Raw genomic sequence first — 24,966 nt, 5'->3', positions numbered from 1 at the left:
CAAAAAAACAGCTTGCAGATGATGCAAGCTGTTTTATTTGGTTGTTTATCTTCTACAAAAAGCTTCTTTTTACTTTATGCCAAAATGAATTGTCTTTTAATTTTACAGTCTTGATTCTTTTAGTTGTGAGCTCAAAATTCAATGTCTCACAATGCTTAATACTCATTGCTTCATTATCCATTCCGATGATCGGATAATGGCTGTTATCATGCTTGATCTTTAATGTCATCTTACGGTTATCACTGAGTATAAACGATGAACCTAACGTGCGGTAGTGATTGTTATTTAACGAAGCGAGTTCACTGATTTGATAGCAAGCTAGCATCGGGTCAACGACCGCACCGTTAACTGACTTATTGTAAGCTGTACTACCAGTAGGTGTCGAAATGATCATTCCATCCCCACGGAAGGTTTCAAAATATAGATCATCGATGAAGACGTCAATCTCAAGAGTTCGAATAATGGAAGAACGAAGAGAACATTCGTTTAAGCAGAAGAACGACCCTTGACCATCAATGGTTACAGATAGAGCAGGGTATTTTCTAACTTCAACTTGTTCGTTTTTCATCGCTTCAATCATACCCGCTTGATCATCGATATGAAAATCGCAATAAAATTCATTCTCAAGTGTACTCACACCTACATAAAGACAATCATCTCTGAAACCAGTCTTACGGACTGCTTGTAAGAAGGTGCCATCACCACCGATGCTAGCTATGATGTTTGCTTCCTGCTCATCTTCAACTACTTCGAACCCCTCTGTTATGGCTAATGATAGTAATTGGTTGATCTTTTCTAAAGTGCTTTCTTCCTTTTTGTAAAAAAAGAAAATTTTATTACGAACAGCCATAATTGCTTTCCTCCCTTAATTTCTCTGCTTCACTATTTTGTTCTGAGTGATGAGATCAAATTCCTAATTCTATTGTAACAGACAGACTTCTTAAGGTTTAGATTGAATGCGCTCTGCCTATAATGAAAAGATAACAGAAGGGGAGAACATGTATGGTTTGGTTTACAATCATAATAGGTATCTTACTATTTTTATTAATCGTGATAAGTCTTTCAACGATCCACATCTCCATTTATTTCGTTCATCGAAATGATAATAGTAACATTCAGATCAATTTTAAAATGTATCATTTTTTAAAATATAAATTGAATGTACCTCTAATCATGGTAGATGCTCAAGATCACTCTGTAAAGATAAGAGAAGAAAAAGAAACGACGCTCGGACAGAAAAAAGAAAAGAAGAAGATTACGTTCTTACAACTAAAAAATCAATATCAATCATTTAAAAAGATGCTAAAGCATATAAACCACTTTTATCAAATACTCGCTGCATTTTTGAAGAAGATGAGGATGAAAAAAGTAGAATGGCACAGTGCAATCGGACTCGGAGAAGCTTCTTCGTCTGCCATTGCAGCAGGAGCAGTATGGGGTTTTAAAGGAATAGCGATACAAGTGCTCAATACGTTTTTTAAACTTGAAGAATCTCCGAATGTATCTGTTGTTCCTGTTTTTCAGGGGATGCATAGTGAAACGCGCTTTTCTTGTATGATTTCATTCAAAATCGGGCATGCTATTGTCGTTATGTTGAAAATCTTAAAGTCCTGGCGAATAGTAAGTCGTTCGGCTAAGGTGAATTCTGAATATATGACTGGAGGCATGTAAAAATGAGTGAACATCCGATCCAGGGTTTAATGAAAACCGCGATGGAAAACTTAAAAGAAATGATCGATGTAAATACGATTATTGGTGATCCTGTAGAGACACCAGACGGCAGTGTCATTCTTACTGTATCAAAAGTAGGGTTTGGATTTGCAGCAGGTGGAAGTGAGTTCGGTGGACAGGAAGAATCCCGTAATTCTTCCACACAACAAGGTTCATCTAGTCAATCAAAGGAGATGCCTTTTGGTGGAGGGAGTGGAGGAGGAGTTTCTATTACTCCGATTGCATTCTTAGTAGTAAGCAATACAGGGATCAAGACGATCCACTTAGATAATAGTACGCATCTGTATGAGAGAATCTTAGATCTAGCACCTGGTGTGATTGATAAGCTACAGCATATGATGAACAAGAACAAACATAATAATGGTCCATCAAGTACACAAACACATGAGTTTTAAAAAAGCTAACATCTCGTTAGCTTTTTTTTCTGCATTGCTTTAAGATGAAAGGGAAAGTACATAATTTATACCTTAAAGGAGGAATATAATCATGGCTGTAACATTTAAAGAAAAACCAGTGACATTACTAGGAAATGAAGTAAAAGTAGGGGACCAAGCTCCAGATTTTAAAGTGCTGGCAAACGACATGTCTGAAGTCAGCCTTGCAGATTCTAAAGGAAGTGTACGTTTGATCGCTGCTGTTCCTTCAGTTGATACAGGCGTATGTGATGCTGAAGTGCGTCGTTTTAATGAAGAAGCATCTAAGCTGGATAACGTTAAAGTATTAACGGTATCAGTGGACTTGCCTTTTGCACAAAAAAGATGGTGTGCTGCAGCAGGTATTGAAAATGTTCAAACGCTATCCGATCACCGTGATCTTTCGTTCGGTAAAGCATACGGCGTTGCGATCGAGGGACTTCGTCTTCTTGCACGCTCCGTATTTGTTATTGATAGCTCTGATAAAGTTACGTATGTAGAATACGTAGACGAAGTTACGAGCCATCCGAATTACGAAGCAGCGATCGAAGCAGCTAAAGCAGCGAAATAAGCAATCAGACATCTCCGGTATAGCGTTTAATATACCGGAGATTTTTTTGTTTAAAAGGGATAGAATCCAGCAGAATCCATTCATTTTACAAGCAATAGAAGTTAATGATTGTATATCCTGTACGTAGTTTGCTAAAATGTTTCCTGTGAAAACTTAGGAGGAAGCTAAATATGAGTTCTTTTAAAGATGTAGAAAAGCTGTTTGTTGTTCTCGACAATACAGCGACGGCAATTAAGGATAAACTTGAACTGCCTTATTTAGACGCTCTTGTGGAATCAGGAGAAAACCTGTTCTTTCAGGAGATACCAAAAGAATACCCGAAAGAATTAACAACTGTGTTAACAGATGAATACAAAAAAGTGAACGTTACAGAATTCGGTAAAGAAGAAACGCGCAAGGCTTTCCAGTTGGCTGTACTTAAAGGCATGAAAGAAGCTGTACAACCACACCATGCGATGACACCAGATGCGGTTGCATTATTCGCTGGATATCTTGTTCAAAAATTCATGAAACAATCCGAAAATCTTACGTTGTTAGATCCTGTAGTTGGTTCAGGGAACTTGCTAACAGCTGTAATGAACCAGTTGAAAGACAAAGAGTGTGTTTCGTTTGGAGTAGAAGTGGATGAAACTCTTTTGCGATTAGCTTGGGTCAATGCGAATATCCAAAAGCATAAGTTAGAGCTTTTTCATCAAGATGTGATCAAACCGCTTTATGCTGATCCTGTTGATATTGTAGTAGCCGACTTGCCTGTAGGATATTATCCAGACGACGAAGCCGCTAAAGCCTTTAAAGTTTATGAAAAAGAAGGACATACTTATGCACATCACTTAATCATCGAGCAAGCGGTTCATCATTTGAAAGAAACTGGCATTGGGATTTTTATCGTGCCGAACAACCTGTTTGAAAGTGAACAAGCGGACTTATTCAAAAGTTGGATGAAGGAAACAGTAACCGTACTTGGTCTTCTTCAGCTACCTGAATCATTATTCAAGTCCTCCGTACATGCGAAAAGTATCCTGATTCTTCAAAAGAATGGAGAAGGTGCGATCAAGCCTAAACAAGCGATGCTTGCTCAGCTTCCATCCTTCTCAAATAAGAGTGGATTAGGAAATGTTATGGAACAGATTAATGAGTGGTTTAAAACAGAGTGGGAACGTGAAAAATAACAGCGTGGGTCTATCCTATGCTGTTTTTTTCATGGAATTGCAAACGGATTCAAGTCTGAATTGCATGAATATAAGGTGTAAGCGTTTTACAACCTTGATATTAATAAGGGTCAATGTTTAAATAAGGAAGGATTATAGTTTCAAGTGAGATGGAAGTGTGAGTTCACACCCTACTATTTCATTGAATATGAAGGAGATGGCTATTTTGGCTAAAATTATTGCAATTAACGCCGGAAGCTCGTCCTTAAAATTTCAGTTGCTTCAAATGCCTGAAGAAGAAGTACTGACTAAAGGACTTGTAGAACGTATCGGATTAAATGACTCAGTTTTCACAATCGAAGTTAACGGTGAAAAAGTAAAAGAAATTAAAGATATCCAAGATCACTCAGAAGCAGTATCTATGCTTTTAGATAAATTAGTAAAACATAACATCATTTCTTCTCTAGATGAGATTGAAGGAATTGGTCATCGTGTTGTGCATGGTGGAGAGAAGTTTAACGACTCTGTTCTGATCACAGATGAGATTTTACATGAGATTGAAGAGATCTCTTATCTTGCGCCATTACACAACCCAGCGAATGTTGTTGGAATTAAAGCTTTCAAGAACGTGTTGCCTAACGTACCAGCAGTTGCTGTTTTTGATACGGCTTTCCATCAGTCCATGCCTGAAAAATCATTCTTATACAGCCTTCCTTACGAGTATTATGAAGAATATGGTATTCGTAAATACGGATTCCATGGAACAAGTCATAAGTATGTTTCAGAGAGAGCTGCGGAGCTCCTTGGACGTCCGGTTGAACAACTTCGTCTATTATCATGCCACTTAGGTAACGGTGCAAGTATCGCAGCGATCGAAGGTGGAAAATCGATTGATACATCTATGGGCTTCACACCTTTAGCAGGTGTTACAATGGGAACTCGTTCCGGTAACATTGATCCGTCATTGATTCCTTATATCATGCAAAAAACAGGTCAAAGCGCTGAAGAAGTAATTAATGTATTGAACAATAAGAGTGGAATGCTTGGAGTTTCTGGGTTCTCCTCTGACCTTCGCGACATTGAAAGTGAAGCAGAAAAAGGAAACGAACGTGCTGAACTTGCATTAGAAGTTTTTGCTAGCCGTATCCATAAATATATCGGATCTTATGCAGCGAGAATGGCTGGAATCGACGCGATCATCTTTACTGCTGGTATCGGTGAGAACAGTACAGCTGTACGTGAGCGCGTACTTCGTGGCTTAGAGTTCATGGGAGTATATTGGGATCCTGCTCTTAACCAAGTTCGTGGTAAAGAGGCATTCATCAGCTATCCTCACTCACCAGTAAAAGTTATCGTCATTCCTACAAATGAAGAAGTAATGATCGCGCGTGATACAATGCGCTATGCGATGTAGTGATAGAGACAGTCTTTTCCCCCCGGAAAAGGCTGTTTTTTTATGCTTAGATATGCAAGTGTAAGGAGGAATATGGAGTCGTTTAGCGTAAACCATCTAATGAGTAAATAAATAACGATCAGTTTGTAAAAGAGGGTGGCTGAAAATGTACATAAAGGAACAATATCTTTACTTGAACAATCGAAATGTAAAGGCTGTCGTTCGAAATTATGAACAAAAAGATTTTGCTGAACTCCTTGCCATTCAAAAAGAAAGCTTTCCTCCTCCGTTTCCAAAAGAATTATTATGGAATGAAGAACAATTACATAATCATACCTCACTCTTTTCAAACGGCGCACTATGTGTAGAGATCGATGGAGTTGTTGCTGGATCCATAACAAGTTTGCTCGTGGATTATGATTTAAAACATCCACAGCATACGTGGGAAGAGATAACCAGTAATGGCTATATTACGAATCATGATCAAAATGGGAATACTCTTTATGTTGTAGATATTTGTATACGGCCATCCTATCGGAAATTAAATTTAGGCAAGCTTCTTATGCAGGCTTTGTACGAAACGGTCATTCACCTTAAATTGGAGCGATTGCTAGGTGGCGGAAGGATGCCGGGATTTTCTCAGCACTCCCATGTTCTTTCTCCTCAACAGTATGCTGATAAAGTGATCAGTGGAGAGCTATATGATCCGGTCATCTCGTTTCTAATGCGCTGTGGAAGAAATCCGTTGATGGTTATTCCAGATTATTTAGAGGATGAAGAATCGTCTAATCATGCTTTATTGATGGAATGGAAAAATCCTTTTCTGTGAGTTTGATCACTCCAGATTTTTTACTTTAAGAGTAATTTATACTACACTATTTAAAAGGTTTTAAAGGAGGATATGTATGGCACTAACAGAGCGTGAAGAACAGATCTGGCAGGACATTAATGCGTGGGAAGAAGATTTTTTTACATATGAACCAACGGATTTTGGCCGTACTTACGAAAAATGGGCAACAAGGCAGATGGACCTTCTTCCAGACGAGATGCAAGAGACGATAGGAGAGTATGTTGATTCTGCACTGTTTCATATTCATGCTCTTATTCAGAATTCACAATTCCAACTGGATACGAAGCAAAGGCTGTTGTCTGAAGCTAGAGTCTTTAGAGACGATATCTTTGAAATTGAAGATCTGAAAAAGTGTTCGATCGATCAGTTGTCTTATATGGCAGACCAGCAGATCGCAAGAAACAGACTGTTGTCATTCTCTCAAGGAGGACTCGCAGGTACAGGAGGACTTCTCTTCTTAGGTACAGACCTGCCTGCAATGGTTGCTCTAGGAATTCGCTCTGTGCAATCTATCGCGATGCACTATGGATATGATATACAAAGACCTGCAGAAATGATGCGCTCCTTAAAAGTCTATCATGCAGCCACGATGCCAAAGCGTTTTCAGCAGGAAAAGTGGGACGAACTGATGGTTGAGATCAGAGAGGAAGAAGATCCGATTTTTTATGCAGGAAAAGATGTGATTGCAGATGTGTCCTGGATGTCTCATCCGATACAGCAAGCTGTGAAGATGATGGCAATTCTCCTTCTCAGAAAGAAGCTCACTCAAGGTCTGCCGATCTTCGGTATGGCATTGGGTGCTATTATGAACTATCAACAGTCGAGAAAGATTACAGAAATTGCACACAAGTTTTATCAAAAAAGATATCTTTACGAAAAATATTAAGAAACAGGTGTTGCATTCATGAGTGTTCAAGAACATAAAGCTCTAGCTCCAGAAGTTGTTAGATGCATGATCGTAACCGTTAGTGATACACGTAATGAAAAAACAGATAAGAGCGGCAAATTGATACATTCTTTTTTAGAGAAAAATCATCATAAGATTTCTGAATATAGAATTGTAAAAGATGATATGAAGTCTATACGATATGCTGCAGAATACGGCATACAGAACGAAGACATTGATGTTGTGCTTTTTAATGGAGGCACAGGGATAGCTTCTAGAGATGTAACGATCGAATCGTTATCCTATTTGTTTGATAAAGAGATCAATGGTTTTGGTGAGCTTTTTCGCATGTTAAGTTATACAGAAGATATTGGATCTGGTGCGATGCTAAGCAGAGCAGTAGCGGGAGTTAAGGATAGGACAGCGATATTTGCACTCCCTGGTTCGTCAGGTGCTGTAAAACTGGGCATGGAAAAATTGATCATCCCCGAGCTGTCACATGTTGTTCAACAGCTAAAAAAATAAAGCTGTTTGCTAAAGAGTAGACATCAACTACATTCAAAGAGTGACATTGTATACGAAAACAGCCCCAAAAAAAGAGGATGCATTTGCATCCTCTTTTTTTTTATGTGAAGACTTCTAATAAGTCAGGGGAACCATATATGCATTCCCCTTAATTAATCGTGTATTTTGGATGTTATACTCTGATTCAATCGATACCATAACCAAAGATCGTTTATGACAGAAGCGAGGCTCGCGATTTTGTTGTTCAATTCGCAAGAGACCTCAAAATGTTCTTCAGTCGATAATTGATCTTGCAGCTCGTTAATTTTCCGTTCGATCTCTCCGATTCGGTCCGGAATTCTTCCTCTGATCCTTTCCCAATGCAACATGATTGCTTCTTGAGTGGATGTATCGTACTTTTCCCACGCTTTATTTAAATGTGGAACAAAGATTCCAAGTCTTTCATCCCAAACAAAGTCATTCTGCAACTGAAATCACCTCTAATCCTATTGTACAAAAGGGTGGGTGTTGATGGTAGTTAAAAATCAAATGTTATTTTTATTCATTTTAAAGAATAACCTTGCAATTCCTGTGATGTTTTTGTTATAGTATGAACTATCATAAATGGTATTTTTATAAACAAAAATGTATAAAAATAAATAATTATTCATTTTTGTCTATAACAAAAGGAGAGATTTCATATGGGGAAAAAGGTAGTTTTAGCTTATTCTGGAGGGTTAGATACATCTGTTGCGATTCCGTGGCTAGCGGATAAAGGATACGAAGTCATTGCATTATGCTTGGATGTAGGGGAAGGAAAAGACCTTCCTTTTATACAATCAAAGGCGTTATCAATCGGAGCATCAGAATCGATCGTACTTGATGTTCAAAAGGAATACGCTGATGAATATGCATTAGTCGCTCTACAATCACATGCATTATATGAAGGGAAATATCCACTTATCTCTGCATTAAGCAGACCGTTGATCGCGAAAAAGCTAGTAGAAACAGCTAAGAAATATGGAGCTACAGCAGTTGCTCATGGATGTACCGGGAAAGGAAACGACCAAGTCCGCTTTGAAGTTTCTGTCGCTGCACTAGCACCTGATCTTGAGGTTCTAGCACCAGTTCGTGAGTGGAGCTGGTCGCGAGAAGAAGAGATTCAATATGCGAAAGATCATGATATTCCTGTACCGATCAAAAAGGAAAATCCGTTCTCAATAGATCAGAATCTATGGGGAAGAAGCAATGAATGTGGAATCTTAGAAGATCCGTGGGCTGCTCCGCCAGAAGAAGCTTATGAGATGACTGTTGCTCTTGAACATACGCCAAATGAGCCGCAGGTCGTCGAAATTGGATTTGAACAAGGTGTACCTGTTTCACTGAACGGTCAGAATGTTACATTAGATGTTCTGATAAATCAGTTGAACGAATGGGGAGGCGCTCATGGTGTTGGACGAATCGACCATGTCGAAAATAGATTAGTAGGAATAAAATCCCGTGAAGTTTACGAATGCCCAGCGGCAACAACACTTATCAAAGCACATAAAGAGCTTGAAGATCTAACATTAGTTAAAGAAGTCGCTCACTTTAAACCGATCATTGAAAAGAAGATGACTGAACTGATCTATGAAGGTTTATGGTTCTCACCGCTAAATGCATCATTAAAAGCCTTTTTAGATGAAACACAAAAACATGTAACAGGTACGGTACGTGTTAAATTCTTTAAAGGTCATGCGATCGTCGAAGGAAGAAAATCACCTTATTCCCTTTATGACGAAAAACTAGCAACATATACATCAGACGATGCTTTTGATCATACAGCTGCGAAAGGATTTATCTCTTTATGGGGACTTCCTACAAAAGTAAGCAGCATGGTTCAAAAAAATGAGGTGAAAGTGTGAAGAAGTTGTGGGGAGGACGTTTCTCAAAACAGCCTGAAGAATGGGTAGATGAGTTTGGAGCATCCATCTCTTTTGATCAGCAATTGGCCGGTCAAGATATTAAAGGAAGTCTGGCTCATGCTAAGATGCTTTTCCAATGTAAGATAATTGATAAGAGTGCTTATGAAAATATTAAGAATGGTTTGCTTTCTCTTCAGTCTGAAGTGGAAGAAGGGGAGCTTACTTATTCAGTTAAATATGAAGACATTCATTTGAACCTTGAAAAATTATTAACAGACAAAATTGGGTCTGATGGCGGCAAACTTCATACAGCAAGAAGTCGAAATGATCAAGTTGCAACAGATTTCCATCTGTATGTTAAAGAAGAAACCATATTGATCATGGATCATATAGAAGAATTGCAAAAATCTCTGTTGAATCTTGCAGAAGAACATGTAGAGACGATCATCCCGGGGTATACACATCTTCAGCGTGCTCAGCCCGTCTCATTTGCTCATCATCTTTTAGCATATTTCTGGATGCTTGATCGAGATAAAGGAAGACTGCAAGATAGTCTAAAGCGTAGTGATATTTTGCCTCTTGGAGCTGGGGCTTTAGCGGGAACAACATTTGATATCGACCGCAACATTACAATGAACGAACTAGGATTCAGAGATAAATATCTCAATAGCTTGGATGCTGTGAGTGATCGAGATTTTGCGATTGAATGCTGCAGCAACGCATCAATGATCATGATGCATCTGTCTCGTTTTTGTGAAGAACTGATCCTTTGGTCTTCAGAAGAATTCGGGTTCATCGAGATCAGTGATAGCTTCACTACAGGTAGCTCCATGATGCCGCAAAAAAAGAACCCTGATATGGCTGAATTGATTCGTGGGAAGAGTGGGAGAGTATATGGTTCGTTGATCTCCCTACTTACCTTGATGAAGGGATTGCCACTTGCATACAATAAAGACATGCAAGAAGACAAAGAACCTGTTTTTGATACGGTAAAAACAGTAAAAGGATGCTTAAGTATCATGACGGGCATGATGAATGAAGTAAAGATTCATGTTGATAAGATGAATAAAGCCGTTCATCAAGACTTTTCTAATGCTACAGAACTTGCTGATTACCTAGCGAAAAAAGGAATTCCATTTCGAGAAGCACATGAATTAGTGGGGCAGATGGTCCTTCAATGTATTCAAAAAGGCTGCTACCTTCTTGATGTATCTTTAGATGAATATCAGGAATGGTGTCCGCTCGTTGAAAATGATTTGTTTGATGCACTATCTCCAAAAACTGCTGTAGAAAGACGAAATTCTGAAGGTGGAACAGGCTTCGAAGCCGTTCGCCAGCAGATTGATGCAGCACAATCAAGAATGGCCGTTTCCAATAATTAGCTCAAATGAACTTTCCTCAGAAGACTAAAACTATGGTTAAAGTCTTGCAAGTGAAGGAGGAAAGAATGATGGAGAATGAAAAACGTCCCAATCAACAGCTTGAATATGATGCTGAAGGTGAAATGACTGTTCATCAGCAGATAACAGAAGCTTATCAAAGCGGAATCGTTGATAAAGTAGATCAAGGACAGCAAAGAACAAAGTTAGATGAAGAAGAAAGTCTCTCATAACTGAAGAAAGGATAGTTCGTATAGTCGAGCTATCCTTTTTTGTGTACTTAAAAAAAGATTGCTCTGATTATTAGCAGCTTTTGAATTTTTCTCGATACTAAAAACTAGAATGTTCTTTTTCCATTTAGGGCATCTTAATGCTGTCTTAACTATGTTCATATTCAAATAAAATTCAACTTTTTATTTTGAATTTTTGGTGGTATGTTAACTATAGAATAATGAAAAAATTTCCATGTGATATAAAGGAGGTTGAAATATGAAAATAGGTATACCGACTGAGATAAAGAATAATGAAAATCGTGTAGCGATGACACCAGCAGGAGTATTGAACCTTGTGGCATCAGGTCATGAGGTCTTTATTCAAAAAGGCGCAGGGATCGGATCAGGTTTTACAGATGAAGAATATGAAAGTGCTGGTGGTGTTATCGTTGAAACACCAACTCAAGCCTGGTCGATGGACATGGTCATGAAAGTAAAAGAGCCGCTTCCTGAGGAGTACTGCTTCTTCCGTGAAGGTTTAATTTTGTTCACCTATTTACATCTTGCACCAGAGCCGGAACTAACGAAAGCATTAACAGATAATAAAGTAGTGGGTATTGCGTACGAAACGGTTCAGTTGCCAAACGGAACGCTACCTTTGCTTACACCGATGAGTGAAGTAGCAGGAAGAATGGCTGCTCAAATAGGAGCACAATTTTTAGAAAAGCCAAAAGGCGGTCTAGGTATCCTCCTAAGTGGAATTCCTGGTGTAAGACGCGGCAAAGTAACAGTTATCGGAGGCGGAGTAGTCGGGACGAATGCGGCTAAAATTGCTATGGGTCTAGGAGCAGATGTAACAATCATCGATTTAAACCCAGAACGTCTTCGTCAGCTCGATGATATCTTTGGTGTTGAGATCAATACGCTCATATCCAATCCGTTAAATATAGCTCTCGCCGTTCAAGAGTCAGCATTAGTTATTGGGGCTGTCTTAATTCCTGGGGCAAGGGCACCTAAACTTGTTACCGAAGAGATGATTAAAGGCATGCAGCCAGGGGCTGTAATCGTAGATGTTGCCATTGATCAAGGTGGAATTTTTGAAACGGTTGATCGAATCACTACACATGATAATCCAACATATGAAAAGCATGGTGTTCTTCACTATGCTGTAGCTAACATGCCAGGCGCTGTCCCTAGAACCTCGACAATTGGTCTGACTAACGTTACAGTACCGTATGCTCTTCAAATCGCAAACAAAGGTTATGTTAAAGCGTGTTTAGATAATGAAGCTCTACTAAAAGGTATCAATACGTTGGATGGATTTGTAACGTATAAGGCGGTTGCTGAAGCGCATCAACTAGATTATAAAGATGCCGTATCTATTCTAAAATCTAACTAAAAGATAACAAACGAAAAAGTCCAATATTCCTTTTCTCTGGAATCGGACTTTTTTTCTGTTCTATAATAGGGTATGTAATGGAAGTAAGATATTTCAGCGTTTATTTGAGAAGGGAGCATGTAAATATGAAAATGACTTTTCACGGACACTCCGTACTGGAAGTTCAAACAGAGCAACACTCCATTTGGATTGACCCTTTTATTAATGGAAATGGACAAGCTAAGATCGATGTTAAGGACGTAAAAGCTGATGTGATTCTTTTAACACACGGTCATAACGATCATGTAGGAGACACAGTTGAGATCGCAAAAGCGAATAACAGCTTGGTCGTTGCGCCATTTGAACTTGCTGAGTACATGCAAACACTCGGCGTAGAGGCACATCCTATGCATATCGGAGGAAGCCGAACATTTGATTTTGGAAAAGTGAAGTTCACTCAAGCCTTTCATGGATCAAGCTATTCACAAGAAGATGGCACGGTCGTATATACGGGAATGCCAGCGGGAATTTTATTCTCACATGATGGAAAAACGCTATATCATGCAGGAGATACAGCTCTATTCTCAGATATGAAATTAATCGGAGAGTTTGCAAAACCAGATATTGCTTTCTTGCCTATTGGTGACAATTTCACAATGGGCCCAGAGGATGCATTGATTGCCGCAGAGTGGATCGGTGCAAAGGTGACCGTTCCAATCCATTTCAATACGTTTCCTGTGATTGAACAAGATCCAGAAACCTCATTCACATCTAAACTTGGAAACAAAGGAAAAGTGCTCCAAAGCGGCGAAAGTATAAGCGTATAATGATTCTAACCTCCCTTTCTATGCATACCAATGATAGTAAGGGAGGTTGTGTTTTTTATGAGACAAGAAAAAATGGCAAAAGTATTAATGTTGTTGGTGCTTTTCTATGTAGCGATACCTGTTATATCGTTTGACGGCCCGCTTCTGCAACAACTTTTTTCAGTAGCTTGGATAGGATTTGCCGGTATGCTTTTGGTCAGCTTATTGTTTAAAAAGGATACGGCTCCAAAAAGGGCTGTTAAAAAGCAAAGTATAGCTTCAGATTCAAAAATGAAAAAAAGGATACACATGGAAAGTTGAGTTTCTGTTCTAATGACTGTATAATCTGTATTAGTCAAAGTGATAAAACAGATAGATACAGGTAGAAGGAACGGTGAATGTAATGCTAACCAAGCATGAACAAATACTACAGCATATTTTGGACCTTGATGTCGGATCAAAAATCTCCGTTCGGCAAATTGCAAAAGATCTGACCGTTAGTGAAGGAACAGCTTATCGAGCGATAAAAGAAGCTGAAAACCAGGGGATCGTAAGCACGATCGAACGTGTTGGTACGATACGTATCGAAAGACAAGCAAAAAGTAATATTGAAAAGTTAACGTTTGCTGAAGTAGTAAATATTGTTGAAGGACAAGTACTAGGCGGGCGCGCTGGTCTTCATAAAACGCTGCATAAATTTGTAATCGGAGCTATGAAACTTGAAGCGATGATGCGCTATGTTGATGCGGGGAGTTTGTTGATCGTCGGTAACCGTGTGAACGCGCATGAACTTGGACTGAAAGCAGGGAGTGCAATCTTAGTTACTGGTGGCTTTGATACAGAAGAAGAAGTGAAAAGACTCGCTGACGAGCTTGAACTTCCTGTTATCTCTACGAGCTATGATACCTTTACTGTTGCGACAATGATAAATAAAGCGATTCATGACCGTTTGATCAAGAAGGATATCGTTTTAGCTTCTGATATTTTAATTCCGATCGATGAGACGCATTATCTTTATCAACATGATAAAGTGCAGCGTTGGCACGAATTGAATCAACAAACGATGCATAGTCGTTATCCGGTGGTCGATCAAGGCAATCGCGTAACAGGTGTAGTCACTTCTAAAGACATTATAGGTGTTCCTGTTTCCATGCAGGTTGAAAAAGTAATGACTCGTGCACCTTTAACCGTTACGGAAAAAACATCTGTTGCAGCATGTGCTCATATGATGATCTGGGAAGGGATCGAACTGCTCCCTGTTATCGGAACTTCTCATAAACTGATCGGAATCTTAACAAGGCAAGATGTATTAAAAGCGATGCAAATGATGCAAAAGCAGCCTCAAGTGGGCGCGACCTTTGATGATTTGATAACTACAGAGTTAAAAGAACAAAAGGTGGATAACGAGGTTACGTACTTCTGTAGAATTACACCGCAGATGACCAACCACCTAGGTACTGTTTCATATGGTGTATTGATGACCATCGTTACTGAAACCGCACGGAAAGCACTCAGAAAAATTAAAAAAGGCGACCTCGTTGTGGAGAACGTAACATTTTACTATATTAAGCCTGTACAGATTGATAGTGATATCGAACTGATCCCAAGAGTGCTTGAAGTGAGTCGGAAATTTGGAAAAGTAGATGTGGAAATCCATCATGATGGAAAGATTGTTGGAAAAGCAATGATGATGGCACAGCTTCTTGATCATCGTTCATAAAAAAAAGTCCCTCCTGCAGGGACTTTTTATCCATACGTATTAATTTTTCTGTGCTTCTTCACGTGCAAGCGTAAGGAAATGCTTGTACATTTTATAATTCATGATTAAAAGAACGATTCCGTAAATTAAAAAGACTAGTGCCACCCAAAGCTGTACACGTCCTTCAACTGCTGTTAGTTCGTTCAGACCGAAGGAAGCTAAGAATGAACCGAGTGCCATTTTTGCTTTTGTGCCTGTCCAGCGCTTTAAGAATGGTTCTTTTGCACGTACTTCAGAAACTTTATAGAACACATATAGAGCAAAAGAAAGTATAATTAGGATAATAAAAATAGGCATTGAAAATTCCCCCACGTATTTACTCCACTATATTGTAAACGTTTAAAACCATAATTGCCACAACGACATCTAAAAGGAGTCTGCTATGAAAGAACAAATCTTACAAGTAATCGAACAGTATGAAAAAATAATCATTCATCGACATGTCAGACCAGACCCAGATGCGCTTGGATCACAAGGTGGGCTTTCAGCGATCCTTAAGGCGAGCTATCCTCAAAAAGAAGTGTATGTTGTAGGGGAAGAGGAAGCGGGTCTTACCTTCTTAAATACAATGGATGTCATAGAAGACGATGTTTACAAAGGTGCTTTAGTCATCATTTGCGATACAGCAAACTCACCTCGTATCAGTGATCATCGTTATTCACTTGGAGATTTTATTATTAAAATTGATCATCATCCTAACGAAGATCCTTATGGAGATTTAATCTGGGTGGATACTGAAGCAAGTTCTACATCTGAGATGATAATGGATCTTTATCTTTTCGGAGCAACGTCTGGACTTAAGCTTGATGAACATGCAGCAAGACTTATCTATGCTGGTATTATTGGGGACACTGGTCGCTTTTTGTTTTCAAATACGACTCAGAAGACTCATCATTATACAGCGGCGTTATTAGAGACAGGATTCTCGCCATCAGAAATTCACGAAAATCTATATAAAATTTCTGAGAAACTTGTGAGGTTGAACGGTTATGTTCTTCAAAACTTTTCAATTGTTGATAATTGCGTAGGGTATATCCACTTAAAAAAAGATACATTGAAAAAGTTCGGCACGTCAGCAGGTGAAGCATCCCTTTTAGTGAATTCTTTTTCACATGTTGAAGGCTTGTTAGCGTGGGTGTTTTTTGTGGATGAACCAGATCAGATCAGAGTAAGATTAAGGTCCAAGGGTCCTGTAGTTAATAAGATCGCAACTAAATTCAATGGTGGTGGACATCCGAGAGCATCAGGAGCAACCGTATATACAGAAGACGAAACGATGTCTGTACTCGCTGAACTTCGAAACCTCTGTAAAGAATATAAATCCAAATAAAAAAGGCCTCATCGGGGGGGCCTTTTTATGCTTTAGCATGAAATAGATTTAGTTAGCTTTTTCAGGGATAAACCAAGAGCCAACATCTGTTACATCTTCATGCACTTTCAAGTTTAATTTTGCAAGCTCTCTCTTGATTAGGTCTGCTACTTCTTTCGTTTCTGCAAAAGCAGAAAAACCATTCTGTAATTCCTTTACCTTTTCACGGGCAAGTTCTTTTCGATTGATAATCATGTAGTTTCCCCCCAATAATCACTCTAGAATTATTCTTTACACATATTTTATACAATTGAAGGAGGGATTGCCATTTCTTTGCCCAAAGATTCATAAAAACGTAATATTTCGACCATTATTTATGCATAATCATTCACTGATTTTAGCTGATATATAGATTCGAAGAACACCTGTGTATAAATACAAGTGATCGATTTTCACCTCATAAGTTTGCTCGTCGTCATCAAGACGGTATGTTTTATTTTCAATAGCTTGTACAAGTAAGGAATGGCTTTTAGCAAGTGTTTCTGTATCTTCTCCTATTAGATGCTCTAGATCGTCTTCAACTGCTTTTGCTATGTGCAGCCTTGTTAAATTTGATAACTTTGAAGAATCCTGGTTTGAGAACCTAGCATTCACTTCATGAAGTTTAAACTTCTTGGCGAGTTCTTTATTTGCTTTTTCATCATCCGAGGTTAAGATCTTGTTCTTCTTTTCCAGATCATTAATTTTTACTCGTTGCTTTTCAATTTTCACAATCAGCCTTTCATGAGCTAAGCCGCCTTGTATTAAAAAAAATGCCCAGCCGATAATAAACCCGATCGCTATCCCAGCAAAAAAACGCTGGTAGCCTTTTCGTTGATATAGCGGTGGGATCCTCATCAGTTAATGTTCTCCTGGCTGAGCCATTGAATCAATTGCATGGCAGAATTAGCACCAGCAATGGCAACGAAAATATAGGTTAATTGTTTGAAAATCTCTATAGTAGCGCCGTTTTCAAAGCTTCGCTCAAAATTCGTGATCGTATCAAACGTTCCACCGATAGCAGCGACGATTGCCCATATTTTAAGTCTTTTTGCAAGCTCCATCATTTCATATATAGGTGCTTTTCCAACAAGAAAAGCGGCAAGACCGCCGATTAACGCTCCACCCAACAACACGCCGAAAGCTATAGCAAAATCTAATATGATATTCGCAAAAAATTCACGCACCATGAGACAACCTCCCCTCTTACTCAATGTATGGATAATAGGTGGAGTGTATGCTTATTTGATAGAAAATGAATAACCGCTCGCTGTTGAAAACTGTTTCATTAACACATACGAACTTCTGTACTATAATGGAATGCAAACAGGTGCGTAAAGGAAGTGATGGTATGGGGTTTGTCCCACTGCATATACATAGTGAATACTCGCTTCTTGAAAGCTCTTGTCGGATCGAAGAGCTTGTTCAGTATGCAAAAGAGCTTGGGTATACGTCTTTAGCCTTAACAGATAAATCAAACATGCATGGTGCCTTAAAGTTTTATACTACATGTGTAAAAGCTGGCATCAAACCTATCATTGGATTGGAAGCAGAGGTTGGAAGTAATCAAGAGGATACAAAAGAGAAGATAAGTTCAGGCAATAAACTTCTTTTGTATGCGATGAACATAGAAGGCTATGAAAATTTATTAAAACTCACAACGCTTATGCAGACAAAGCTGGACGGTGAAGTGTCATCTCTTTCTTATGAAGAAATTTCAAATCATGCAGCGGGCCTTATCGCTGTTTCTTCAGGTATGGAAGGTGAGATTCAGCAATTTCTTACTCGTGAAAATCTTGACGATCAACGATTAGATAAGCTACTTCACTTTTATAAAACGTGCTTTAAAGATCGTTTTTATCTTGGACTAGAAGATCATGATACAGGTATAGAAAAAACAATTAATCTCCAACTTCAAAACCTTTCAAGGAAGTCTCTCATTCCACTCGTCTGCATGCATGAAACGTATTATATGAGAAGAGAGGATGCAAACGCACATGATATCCTGCTTTGCATCAAACAAGGCGAAAAGAAAAGCAATCGTGATCGATTTAAACTGCAGACAGATGACTTTTATTTTAAATCCCCATTAGAGATGAAACGTGTATTTTCTCATGCGGAGGATGCATTAGATGAAACGGTTAAACTGGCTGAAAGATGTTCACTCGAGCTTGAGCTGGGTAGCATTGCTTTGCCCAAATATCCTGTACCAAATAATAAGAACAGCTATGAATATCTGACTGAGCTTTGTAATGAAGGACTTTTGAAGCGTTATGAAACGGTAACACCTGAAATAAACGAACGATTATCATATGAACTTAACATTATTAAGAATATGAACTTTGAAGATTATTTCTTAATCGTTTGGGATTTTATGAAATTTGCACACGACGAAAAGATGATTACAGGGCCAGGAAGGGGTTCGGCAGCAGGATCACTAGTAGCTTACGTTCTTCAGATTACGAACGTTGACCCGATCCATCATCAGTTGATCTTTGAGCGTTTCTTAAATCCGGAGCGGGTTACGATGCCCGATATTGATATCGATTTTCCTGATAACCGTCGGGACGAAGTACTAAGCTACGTAGCTCGTAAGTATGGTACAGATTATGTCGCACAGATTATTACATTTGGTACCCTAGCAGCAAGAGCTGCTATAAGGGATGCGGGCAGAGTGATGGATTTTGCTCCTGCGCTCATCGATCTTACCGCAAAGAATATTCCATCAAGACCTGGAATCACGTTGGAAAATGCATTGAAAGAGTCAGCTGGCCTGCAACAGGCGTACAAAACAGAGCCGGATGTTAGAAAGCTTGTTGAGATCGCGATGACACTTGAAGGTTTACCGAGACACGCATCCACTCATGCTGCAGGTGTAGTCTTGTCGGGAGCTCCACTTGTTCAAAAAGTACCTTTACAAACCGGGCATGACGGTATACCTCTTACACAATACAGTATGGAGTGGCTTGAAGCTGCAGGTCTTTTGAAGATGGACTTTTTGGGTTTGCGGAATTTATCGCTTATTGAAAATATCTTATTGGCGATCGAAGAAAATGAAAATGTGAAGATCGATCTAAATGATATACCATTCGACGACGTGAAAACATTTGATCTTCTTGCGAAAGGAGATACTACAGGTGTGTTTCAGCTTGAGTCTGATGGGATGAGAAAAGTTCTTCAGCAGCTTAAGCCGACAGAGTTTGAAGATATCGTAGCAGTAAATGCTCTCTACCGGCCGGGTCCGATGCAGAATATTCCTGACTATATCGCGGGTAAACATCGTCTGAAGACCGTACACTACATGCATCCTGATCTTGAACCGATTTTAAAATCCACGTACGGAGTAATTGTCTATCAAGAACAGATCATGCAGATTGCAACAAAAGCGGCTGGTTTCACACTAGGAGAAGCAGATTTACTGAGAAGAGCAGTAGGTAAGAAGAAACGGGATATTCTTCTTCGGGAGCGACAACACTTTGTTGAAGGTTGTTTAAAGCAAGGCTATGATGAAAAATCTGCAGATGCGCTATATGACTTGATCGTACGCTTTGCTGATTACGGGTTCCCGAGGAGCCATGCTGTTGCATACAGTGTCATCGCCTATCAGCTTGCATTCTTAAAAGCAAACTATCCTGCCCACTTTATGGCTGCCCTGCTTTCAAGTGTTATCGGCAATCATGATAAAGTAAATCAATATATTAAAGAATCTGAGCAAAGAGGCATACCTGTACTCCCACCATCTATAAAAAAAGGCAGCGAAATTTTCATTTCAAACGGATCTCATATTTCATTCGGGTTATTGGCTATTAAAAATGTTGGATACAATGCCCTTAGGATGCTGATGGCAGAAAATGAAAAAGAACCGTTTCAAGATCTGTTCGATATTTGTTCACGCTGTCCTCAAAAAGTTGTGAATAAGCGTACACTCGAATCATTAATTTTTGCTGGAGCAATGGATGAATTGGGACAAGATAGAGCAGTGTTGCTAGCTTCATTAGAAACTGCGATAGAATATGGAGAAGAGGTTCAGGAAATCTCGCGAAAGAATCAGATGTATCTTTTTGATGATGATATTAATTTACCTAAACCTTCTTACGTTTCCGTTCAATCTTTTCAAGAAAGCGAGAAGCTTAAATTTGAAAAAGAAGCTCTAGGTTTCTTCCTTTCCTCACATCCGCTGCAACGATATCGAACGACGTTAAGCAGCTGGAAAGCCGTCCACATAAATGAATTAAACGAAAAAAGATCTTCCGTTCGTCTTGGTGTATTAGTGGACAAAGTACGAGCGATTAAAACAAAAAAGGGAGAGCTCATGGCATTCCTGACGATTAGCGATGAGAGCGGTGAGATAGAAGCCGTGGCTTTTCCAAAAGTTTATGAAGCCAATCACTCTCTTCTGCAGAAAGGACAACAATTGTTCATAGAAGGAAGTGTGGAACACCGTAACGAAACATTACAGATACTTGTGAACAAATGCAGACTGCTCCAAGATCTGAAGTCAAACGAGCAGCCAACACTATTTCTTAAGATAGATAAAGACCATCAATCACCTCAGCATCTTAATGCTGTGAAGGCGATTTTCGATGAATCAAAAGGAAGTACATCTGTTGTTCTTATCTATGAAGAAAATAGACAAAAGGTCCAGATCTCTCAGAAAGTAAATGTTTCTGAAAATTTGTTGTTAGAATTGCAATCTGTTATTGGTGAGGGTAATGTCGTATTTAGAAGAAATTAAAAACCTTTACAGCTTGTTAACTTTTGTTATAATGGATGAGTCAATATTAGTGGTCTGACCACCTCCTAATTGGCTCATCAACCTTAAATTTAAAATCATTAGGAGATGAAAAAATGTCTACATTAAGAGAAGAAGCACTACACATGCACCGCACACATCAAGGGAAATTAGAATCGAAATCAAAGGTACCTGTACGTAACGCGAAAGACTTGAGCTTAGCGTATTCTCCTGGTGTGGCAGAGCCGTGTAAAGATATTTATGATGACAAAACGAAAGTCTATGACTATACGATGAAAGGCAATACTGTAGCTGTTGTTTCTGATGGGACAGCTGTATTAGGTCTAGGAAATATAGGACCTGAAGCTGCACTTCCTGTAATGGAAGGAAAGGCAGTACTATTCAAGAGTTTTGCTGGTGTTGATGCGTTCCCAATCTGCTTGAATACTACAGATGTGGACAAGATTGTTGAAACGGTAAAATTGCTTGAACCTACATTTGGTGGTGTGAACTTAGAAGATATCGCTGCGCCGAATTGTTTTGTAGTCGAGGAGCGTTTAAAGAAAGAAACAAATATTCCAATTTTCCATGATGATCAGCATGGCACTGCCATTGTTACACTAGCTGGTCTAGTTAATGCGCTTAAATTAACAGGACGTGAAATGTCTAAGATTAAGGTCGTTGTTAATGGAGCAGGAGCAGCTGGGATAGCTATTATTAAGTTGCTAGATCGTTTTGGTGTGAAAGATATTATCATGTGTGATACGAAAGGTGCGATCTATGAAGGTCGTCCGTTCGGAATGAACTCTGTAAAAAAAGAAGTTGCAAACTTTACGAACCGTACAAAACAAGAGGGAACACTTGCTGATGTAATCAGCGGCTCAGATGTTTTCGTCGGTGTTTCAGTAGAAGGTGCATTAACAAAATCAATGGTTGAGTCAATGAATCCAGAACCGATCATCTTTGCTATGGCCAACCCAAACCCTGAGATCATGCCTCATGAAGCGCGTGAAGCAGGTGCTATGGTCATTGGAACAGGACGTTCTGATTTTCCTAACCAAGTAAATAACGTGTTAGCGTTTCCTGGTATTTTCCGCGGTGCGCTTGATGTTCGTGCAACACATATCAATGAAGAAATGAAGATTGCAGCCGTACATGCGATTGCAAATCTAGTGAACCCAGTAGAATTGACTGCAGATTATGTAATTCCTGCACCATTCGATCCGCGCGTTGCACCTGCTGTTGCGGCAGCTGTAGCGACTGCGGCTATGGAAACAGGCGTTGCAAGACTTCGGGTGAATCCTGAAGACATCGCTGAAAAGACTAAGAAACTAGCGATCATCGGAAAAGATGAATGAAACCGGTAGAGGAGAGAGGAATGTCTGTCCAGCCTACCGAAAAAGTATATATTGAAATTCTTAAACAAATTAAAGCTATTATTGTTGAGGATGGTCTTCAAGCGGGTGACAAGCTCCCTTCTGAAAGGGAGCTGAGTGACCGCCTGAAGGTTGGAAGGTCATCTGTCCGTGAAGCACTGCGATCTCTAGAGCTTCTAGGTCTGATTGAGACACGAAGAGGTGAAGGAACCTTTATACGTGAAGCAACTGGTCATCGACTTGTTGAAGTACTAGCATCTTTCATTTTAAATGATAATAAAGCTAGACACGATCTTCAGGAAACAAGGCATATTGTTATTAAAGACTGTGTAGAGCTTGCAGTACGAAGGTGCAAATCTTCGACCATCTCAAAACTTACACAACTAATTAAGCAGATGGATCCGAACGAACATGAACAAGTTAATGAAGCTTGCAAGCAATTTGAAAAGATTGTGATTCAAGCATGCGGCAATCATCTTCTTTATCGTTTATATGTTGAACTAACGGGTTATGGGTCTTCATTGCAACGAGCAAATTCGTATTGGCCACAAGCATTTTGTGAGGAAGTTTTAACACTTCTTCAACAAAAAGATGCTGTGAAGCTGACGAGTTTGTTATCAAAACAAAACGATGCTCTAAACGCAATCGAATAGGTGGTGTTATTCATTTATGATAAAAGGATTGTTTGTAAAAAAGAAAAAATATGCCACAATACCGACTGGTAAAGTTAAACAAGACGTACCAGAAGGGATTATGAGTAAATGTCCAGAATGCAAGCACATCATGGTAACAAAAGAACTAAGAAAAAACTTGCTTGTTTGTCAAGGTTGTCAATACCATTATCCAATGTCATCACAAGAACGAATAGCTGCACTGATTGATGAAGGAACATTCACAGAATATGACGCAGATATGATTTCAGGAAATCCTTTAGAGTTTCCTGATTATGTGGAGAAACTTGAAGGCGACCGAAAGAAAACCAAAATTAACGAAGCTGTTGTTACAGGTGCAGGTCAGATAGATGGCCTTGATGTAACATTAGCGGTTATGGATTCTCGCTTTAGAATGGGTAGCATGGGTTCTGTTGTAGGTGAGAAGATCACACGTGCGATCGAGCACGCGATCAATAAAGAAACACCGTTTATTATCTTTACAGCATCAGGTGGAGCTAGAATGCAAGAAGGCGTTTTAAGCCTGATGCAGATGGCTAAAACGAGTGTCGCTCTTAAACGATTAAGTGACAGAGGGTTGCTGTTCATCTCTATCATGACACACCCAACTACTGGGGGAGTTTCCGCAAGTTTCGCATCTGTTGGTGATTACAATTTTGCTGAACCTAAAGCCTTAATTGGGTTTGCTGGCAGAAGAATCATCGAGCAAACCATTCGCCAAGAATTACCAGATGATTTTCAGACTGCTGAGTTTTTATTGAAGCATGGACAGTTAGATAAAGTCATTCATAGAAGCGAAATGAAGAAAACATTGAGTACGCTATTAAAGATTCATACAGAAGGGAGGGTGTAAGGTATGGCTGCAGAACTAGAATTTGAAAGACCGATACATGAGCTGGAGAAAAAGATTGCAGAACTTAAATCATTTATGGATGAAAAAGATATTGATTTAACTGATGAGATCAAAAGGCTAGAAGAAAAATTGTCTAACCTAGAAAACAGTACGTATTCAGAGATGAAACCTTGGGATCGTGTTCAAATTGCCAGACATGCTGAACGCCCAACCACCCTTGATTATATTAGTTATCTGTTTACGGATTTCATCGAATTACATGGAGACCGTCTTTTTGGTGACGATGAAGCGATCGTTGGAGGCGTAGCTTTTTATAAGAATCTACCTATAACGATCATCGGACACCAAAGAGGGAAAGATACGAAAGAAAATCTTCGTCGTAATTTTGGGATGCCACATCCAGAAGGCTATCGTAAGGCACTTCGCTTAATGAAACAAGCGGAGAAGTTTAATAGACCTATTATCTGTTTCATTGATACAAAAGGAGCATATCCAGGAAAAGCAGCTGAGGAAAGAGGGCAGAGTGAAGCGATCGCTCGTAACCTAGTTGAGATGGCAGGATTAACTGTTCCTGTTATTTGTGTTGTGATCGGAGAAGGTGGAAGCGGTGGAGCATTAGCATTAGGTGTAGGGAATTATGTACACATGCTCGAGAACTCAACCTACTCTGTTATCTCCCCAGAAGGTGCAGCTGCCATTCTTTGGAAAGATGCTTCGATGGCGAAAAAAGCAGCAGAATCGATGAGAATCACTGCTCCAGACTTAAAGGAGTTAGGAATTATAGATGAGATTATTGAAGAAGTTAAGGGCGGAGCACATAAAGATGCTAAGTACCAGGCGGAATTGATCGACCAGGTTTTGGAAACTTCTTTAGATTCTCTGTTGTCTATGTCTCAAGAAGAGCTCATAAATCAACGCTATGAAAAATATAAAAAAATCGGACAATTTGGGTTTGTAAACGATTCCATTGTTGTTAAATAGGGAATGTGCCTTTCTGCTTGTAGAAAGGCGCATTTTTTTGCCTATTGTTGTCTATTGTGTTCAACATTTGA

Annotated in this window: 27 protein-coding genes; 21 read left to right on the top strand and 6 right to left on the bottom strand. The window is 39.3% G+C overall.

Annotation, left to right across the window (positions count from 1 at the left end):
• Nucleotides 1-52: 52 nt before the first annotated feature.
• Complete coding sequence (locus IHV12_RS00890) at nucleotides 53-850, bottom strand: NAD kinase (protein ID WP_197189576.1); 798 nt, start codon at nucleotides 848-850, stop codon at nucleotides 53-55.
• A gap of 152 nt (nucleotides 851-1,002) precedes the next feature.
• Between IHV12_RS00890 and IHV12_RS00885 the strand changes: the two genes are divergently transcribed.
• The 8 genes from IHV12_RS00885 (at nucleotide 1,003) to IHV12_RS00850 (ending at nucleotide 7,517) form a co-directional block, all read left to right on the top strand.
• Nucleotides 1,003-1,671 (top strand): DUF2953 domain-containing protein, encoded by a 669-nt coding sequence (locus IHV12_RS00885; protein WP_197131627.1) that lies wholly within the window; start codon nucleotides 1,003-1,005, stop codon nucleotides 1,669-1,671.
• Nucleotides 1,672-1,673: 2 nt separating this feature from the next.
• Nucleotides 1,674-2,126 (top strand): GerW family sporulation protein, encoded by a 453-nt coding sequence (ytfJ, locus tag IHV12_RS00880; protein ID WP_197189575.1) that lies wholly within the window; start codon nucleotides 1,674-1,676, stop codon nucleotides 2,124-2,126.
• Nucleotides 2,127-2,214: 88 nt separating this feature from the next.
• Complete coding sequence (gene tpx / locus IHV12_RS00875; RefSeq protein WP_191752649.1) at nucleotides 2,215-2,715, top strand: thiol peroxidase; 501 nt, start codon at nucleotides 2,215-2,217, stop codon at nucleotides 2,713-2,715.
• 170 nt (nucleotides 2,716-2,885) lie between these two features.
• Entirely contained in the window at nucleotides 2,886-3,884 is a 999-nt protein-coding gene (locus IHV12_RS00870; RefSeq protein ID WP_197189574.1) for a class I SAM-dependent methyltransferase, read from the top strand.
• A 205-nt stretch (nucleotides 3,885-4,089) separates the two neighbouring features.
• Nucleotides 4,090-5,277, top strand: a complete 1,188-nt coding sequence (locus tag IHV12_RS00865) for an acetate kinase (protein WP_137788653.1) — start codon at nucleotides 4,090-4,092, stop codon at nucleotides 5,275-5,277.
• A gap of 145 nt (nucleotides 5,278-5,422) precedes the next feature.
• On the top strand, nucleotides 5,423-6,085 hold the full coding sequence (locus IHV12_RS00860; protein ID WP_197189573.1) for a GNAT family N-acetyltransferase: 663 nt from the start codon (nucleotides 5,423-5,425) through the stop codon (nucleotides 6,083-6,085).
• A 76-nt stretch (nucleotides 6,086-6,161) separates the two neighbouring features.
• The gene (locus IHV12_RS00855) at nucleotides 6,162-6,992 is read left to right on the top strand and encodes an EcsC family protein (RefSeq protein WP_197189572.1); all 831 of its coding nucleotides are present in this window, start codon (nucleotides 6,162-6,164) and stop codon (nucleotides 6,990-6,992) included.
• An 18-nt stretch (nucleotides 6,993-7,010) separates the two neighbouring features.
• Nucleotides 7,011-7,517 (top strand): MogA/MoaB family molybdenum cofactor biosynthesis protein, encoded by a 507-nt coding sequence (locus tag IHV12_RS00850; RefSeq protein WP_197189571.1) that lies wholly within the window; start codon nucleotides 7,011-7,013, stop codon nucleotides 7,515-7,517.
• 152 nt (nucleotides 7,518-7,669) lie between these two features.
• Here IHV12_RS00850 and IHV12_RS00845 read toward each other — a convergent pair whose 3' ends face one another.
• The gene (locus IHV12_RS00845) at nucleotides 7,670-7,984 is read right to left on the bottom strand and encodes a hypothetical protein (protein ID WP_197131608.1); all 315 of its coding nucleotides are present in this window, start codon (nucleotides 7,982-7,984) and stop codon (nucleotides 7,670-7,672) included.
• Between the two features lie 213 nt (nucleotides 7,985-8,197).
• Between IHV12_RS00845 and IHV12_RS00840 the strand changes: the two genes are divergently transcribed.
• The 7 genes from IHV12_RS00840 to IHV12_RS00810 all read left to right on the top strand — a co-directional run bounded on the left by IHV12_RS00840 (nucleotide 8,198) and on the right by IHV12_RS00810 (nucleotide 14,895).
• Complete coding sequence (locus IHV12_RS00840) at nucleotides 8,198-9,400, top strand: argininosuccinate synthase (RefSeq protein ID WP_197131605.1); 1,203 nt, start codon at nucleotides 8,198-8,200, stop codon at nucleotides 9,398-9,400.
• Entirely contained in the window at nucleotides 9,397-10,782 is a 1,386-nt protein-coding gene (gene argH / locus IHV12_RS00835) for an argininosuccinate lyase (protein ID WP_197131603.1), read from the top strand. Before IHV12_RS00840 ends, argH begins: the two co-directional genes overlap by 4 nt.
• 65 nt (nucleotides 10,783-10,847) lie before the next feature.
• Complete coding sequence (locus IHV12_RS00830; protein WP_197131600.1) at nucleotides 10,848-11,012, top strand: hypothetical protein; 165 nt, start codon at nucleotides 10,848-10,850, stop codon at nucleotides 11,010-11,012.
• Between the two features lie 256 nt (nucleotides 11,013-11,268).
• Nucleotides 11,269-12,390 carry an alanine dehydrogenase gene (gene ald, locus IHV12_RS00825; RefSeq protein ID WP_197189570.1) on the top strand — a complete coding sequence of 374 codons (1,122 nt, stop codon included), beginning with the start codon at nucleotides 11,269-11,271 and terminating at the stop codon, nucleotides 12,388-12,390.
• Nucleotides 12,391-12,515: 125 nt separating this feature from the next.
• Nucleotides 12,516-13,196 carry a metal-dependent hydrolase gene (locus IHV12_RS00820; protein WP_197189569.1) on the top strand — a complete coding sequence of 227 codons (681 nt, stop codon included), beginning with the start codon at nucleotides 12,516-12,518 and terminating at the stop codon, nucleotides 13,194-13,196.
• A gap of 57 nt (nucleotides 13,197-13,253) precedes the next feature.
• Nucleotides 13,254-13,496, top strand: coding sequence for a hypothetical protein (locus tag IHV12_RS00815; RefSeq protein WP_197131591.1), 243 nt, complete (start codon nucleotides 13,254-13,256; stop codon nucleotides 13,494-13,496).
• 82 nt (nucleotides 13,497-13,578) lie between these two features.
• Nucleotides 13,579-14,895, top strand: coding sequence for a DRTGG domain-containing protein (locus IHV12_RS00810; protein WP_197132136.1), 1,317 nt, complete (start codon nucleotides 13,579-13,581; stop codon nucleotides 14,893-14,895).
• A 39-nt stretch (nucleotides 14,896-14,934) separates the two neighbouring features.
• Here the strand turns inward: IHV12_RS00810 and IHV12_RS00805 are convergent, their stop codons facing one another.
• Complete coding sequence (locus tag IHV12_RS00805) at nucleotides 14,935-15,231, bottom strand: YtpI family protein (RefSeq protein WP_197131588.1); 297 nt, start codon at nucleotides 15,229-15,231, stop codon at nucleotides 14,935-14,937.
• Nucleotides 15,232-15,316: 85 nt separating this feature from the next.
• Between IHV12_RS00805 and IHV12_RS00800 the strand changes: the two genes are divergently transcribed.
• A complete protein-coding gene (locus IHV12_RS00800) occupies nucleotides 15,317-16,264 on the top strand; it encodes a DHH family phosphoesterase (protein ID WP_197189568.1) in 948 nt (315 codons plus the stop codon).
• 48 nt (nucleotides 16,265-16,312) lie between these two features.
• On the opposite strand, the gene IHV12_RS00795 is transcribed toward IHV12_RS00800, so the two are convergent.
• From IHV12_RS00795 to IHV12_RS00785, 3 genes are all read right to left on the bottom strand, one after another.
• A complete protein-coding gene (locus IHV12_RS00795) occupies nucleotides 16,313-16,498 on the bottom strand; it encodes a hypothetical protein (RefSeq protein ID WP_066396796.1) in 186 nt (61 codons plus the stop codon).
• Between the two features lie 129 nt (nucleotides 16,499-16,627).
• Nucleotides 16,628-17,140 carry a sporulation membrane protein YtrI gene (gene ytrI, locus IHV12_RS00790; RefSeq protein WP_197131582.1) on the bottom strand — a complete coding sequence of 171 codons (513 nt, stop codon included), beginning with the start codon at nucleotides 17,138-17,140 and terminating at the stop codon, nucleotides 16,628-16,630.
• Nucleotides 17,140-17,472 (bottom strand): YtrH family sporulation protein, encoded by a 333-nt coding sequence (locus IHV12_RS00785; protein ID WP_197131579.1) that lies wholly within the window; start codon nucleotides 17,470-17,472, stop codon nucleotides 17,140-17,142. Before IHV12_RS00785 ends, ytrI begins: the two co-directional genes overlap by 1 nt.
• Nucleotides 17,473-17,597: 125 nt before the next feature.
• On the opposite strand from IHV12_RS00785, the gene dnaE reads away from it, so the two are divergent.
• The 5 genes from dnaE (at nucleotide 17,598) to accA (ending at nucleotide 24,895) form a co-directional block, all read left to right on the top strand.
• Nucleotides 17,598-21,017: a DNA polymerase III subunit alpha gene (gene dnaE / locus IHV12_RS00780; RefSeq protein WP_231620604.1), complete on the top strand. Its 3,420-nt coding sequence runs from the start codon at nucleotides 17,598-17,600 to the stop codon at nucleotides 21,015-21,017.
• A 113-nt stretch (nucleotides 21,018-21,130) separates the two neighbouring features.
• Nucleotides 21,131-22,372 (top strand): NAD(P)-dependent malic enzyme, encoded by a 1,242-nt coding sequence (locus IHV12_RS00775; RefSeq protein ID WP_066396784.1) that lies wholly within the window; start codon nucleotides 21,131-21,133, stop codon nucleotides 22,370-22,372.
• Nucleotides 22,373-22,392: 20 nt separating this feature from the next.
• Entirely contained in the window at nucleotides 22,393-23,043 is a 651-nt protein-coding gene (locus tag IHV12_RS00770) for a FadR/GntR family transcriptional regulator (protein WP_197131573.1), read from the top strand.
• A gap of 16 nt (nucleotides 23,044-23,059) precedes the next feature.
• Nucleotides 23,060-23,914, top strand: a complete 855-nt coding sequence (gene accD, locus IHV12_RS00765; RefSeq protein WP_197189567.1) for an acetyl-CoA carboxylase, carboxyltransferase subunit beta — start codon at nucleotides 23,060-23,062, stop codon at nucleotides 23,912-23,914.
• Nucleotides 23,915-23,917: 3 nt separating this feature from the next.
• Nucleotides 23,918-24,895 carry an acetyl-CoA carboxylase carboxyl transferase subunit alpha gene (gene accA, locus IHV12_RS00760; protein ID WP_197189566.1) on the top strand — a complete coding sequence of 326 codons (978 nt, stop codon included), beginning with the start codon at nucleotides 23,918-23,920 and terminating at the stop codon, nucleotides 24,893-24,895.
• Nucleotides 24,896-24,966 lie beyond the last annotated feature (71 nt).

Source organism: Fictibacillus sp. 7GRE50 (assembly GCF_015903875.1).
Lineage (GTDB): Bacteria > Bacillota > Bacilli > Bacillales > Fictibacillaceae > Fictibacillus > Fictibacillus phosphorivorans.
The sequence above is the reverse complement of the archived record's forward strand: the minus strand, read 5'-3'. Positions and strand labels throughout refer to the sequence as shown.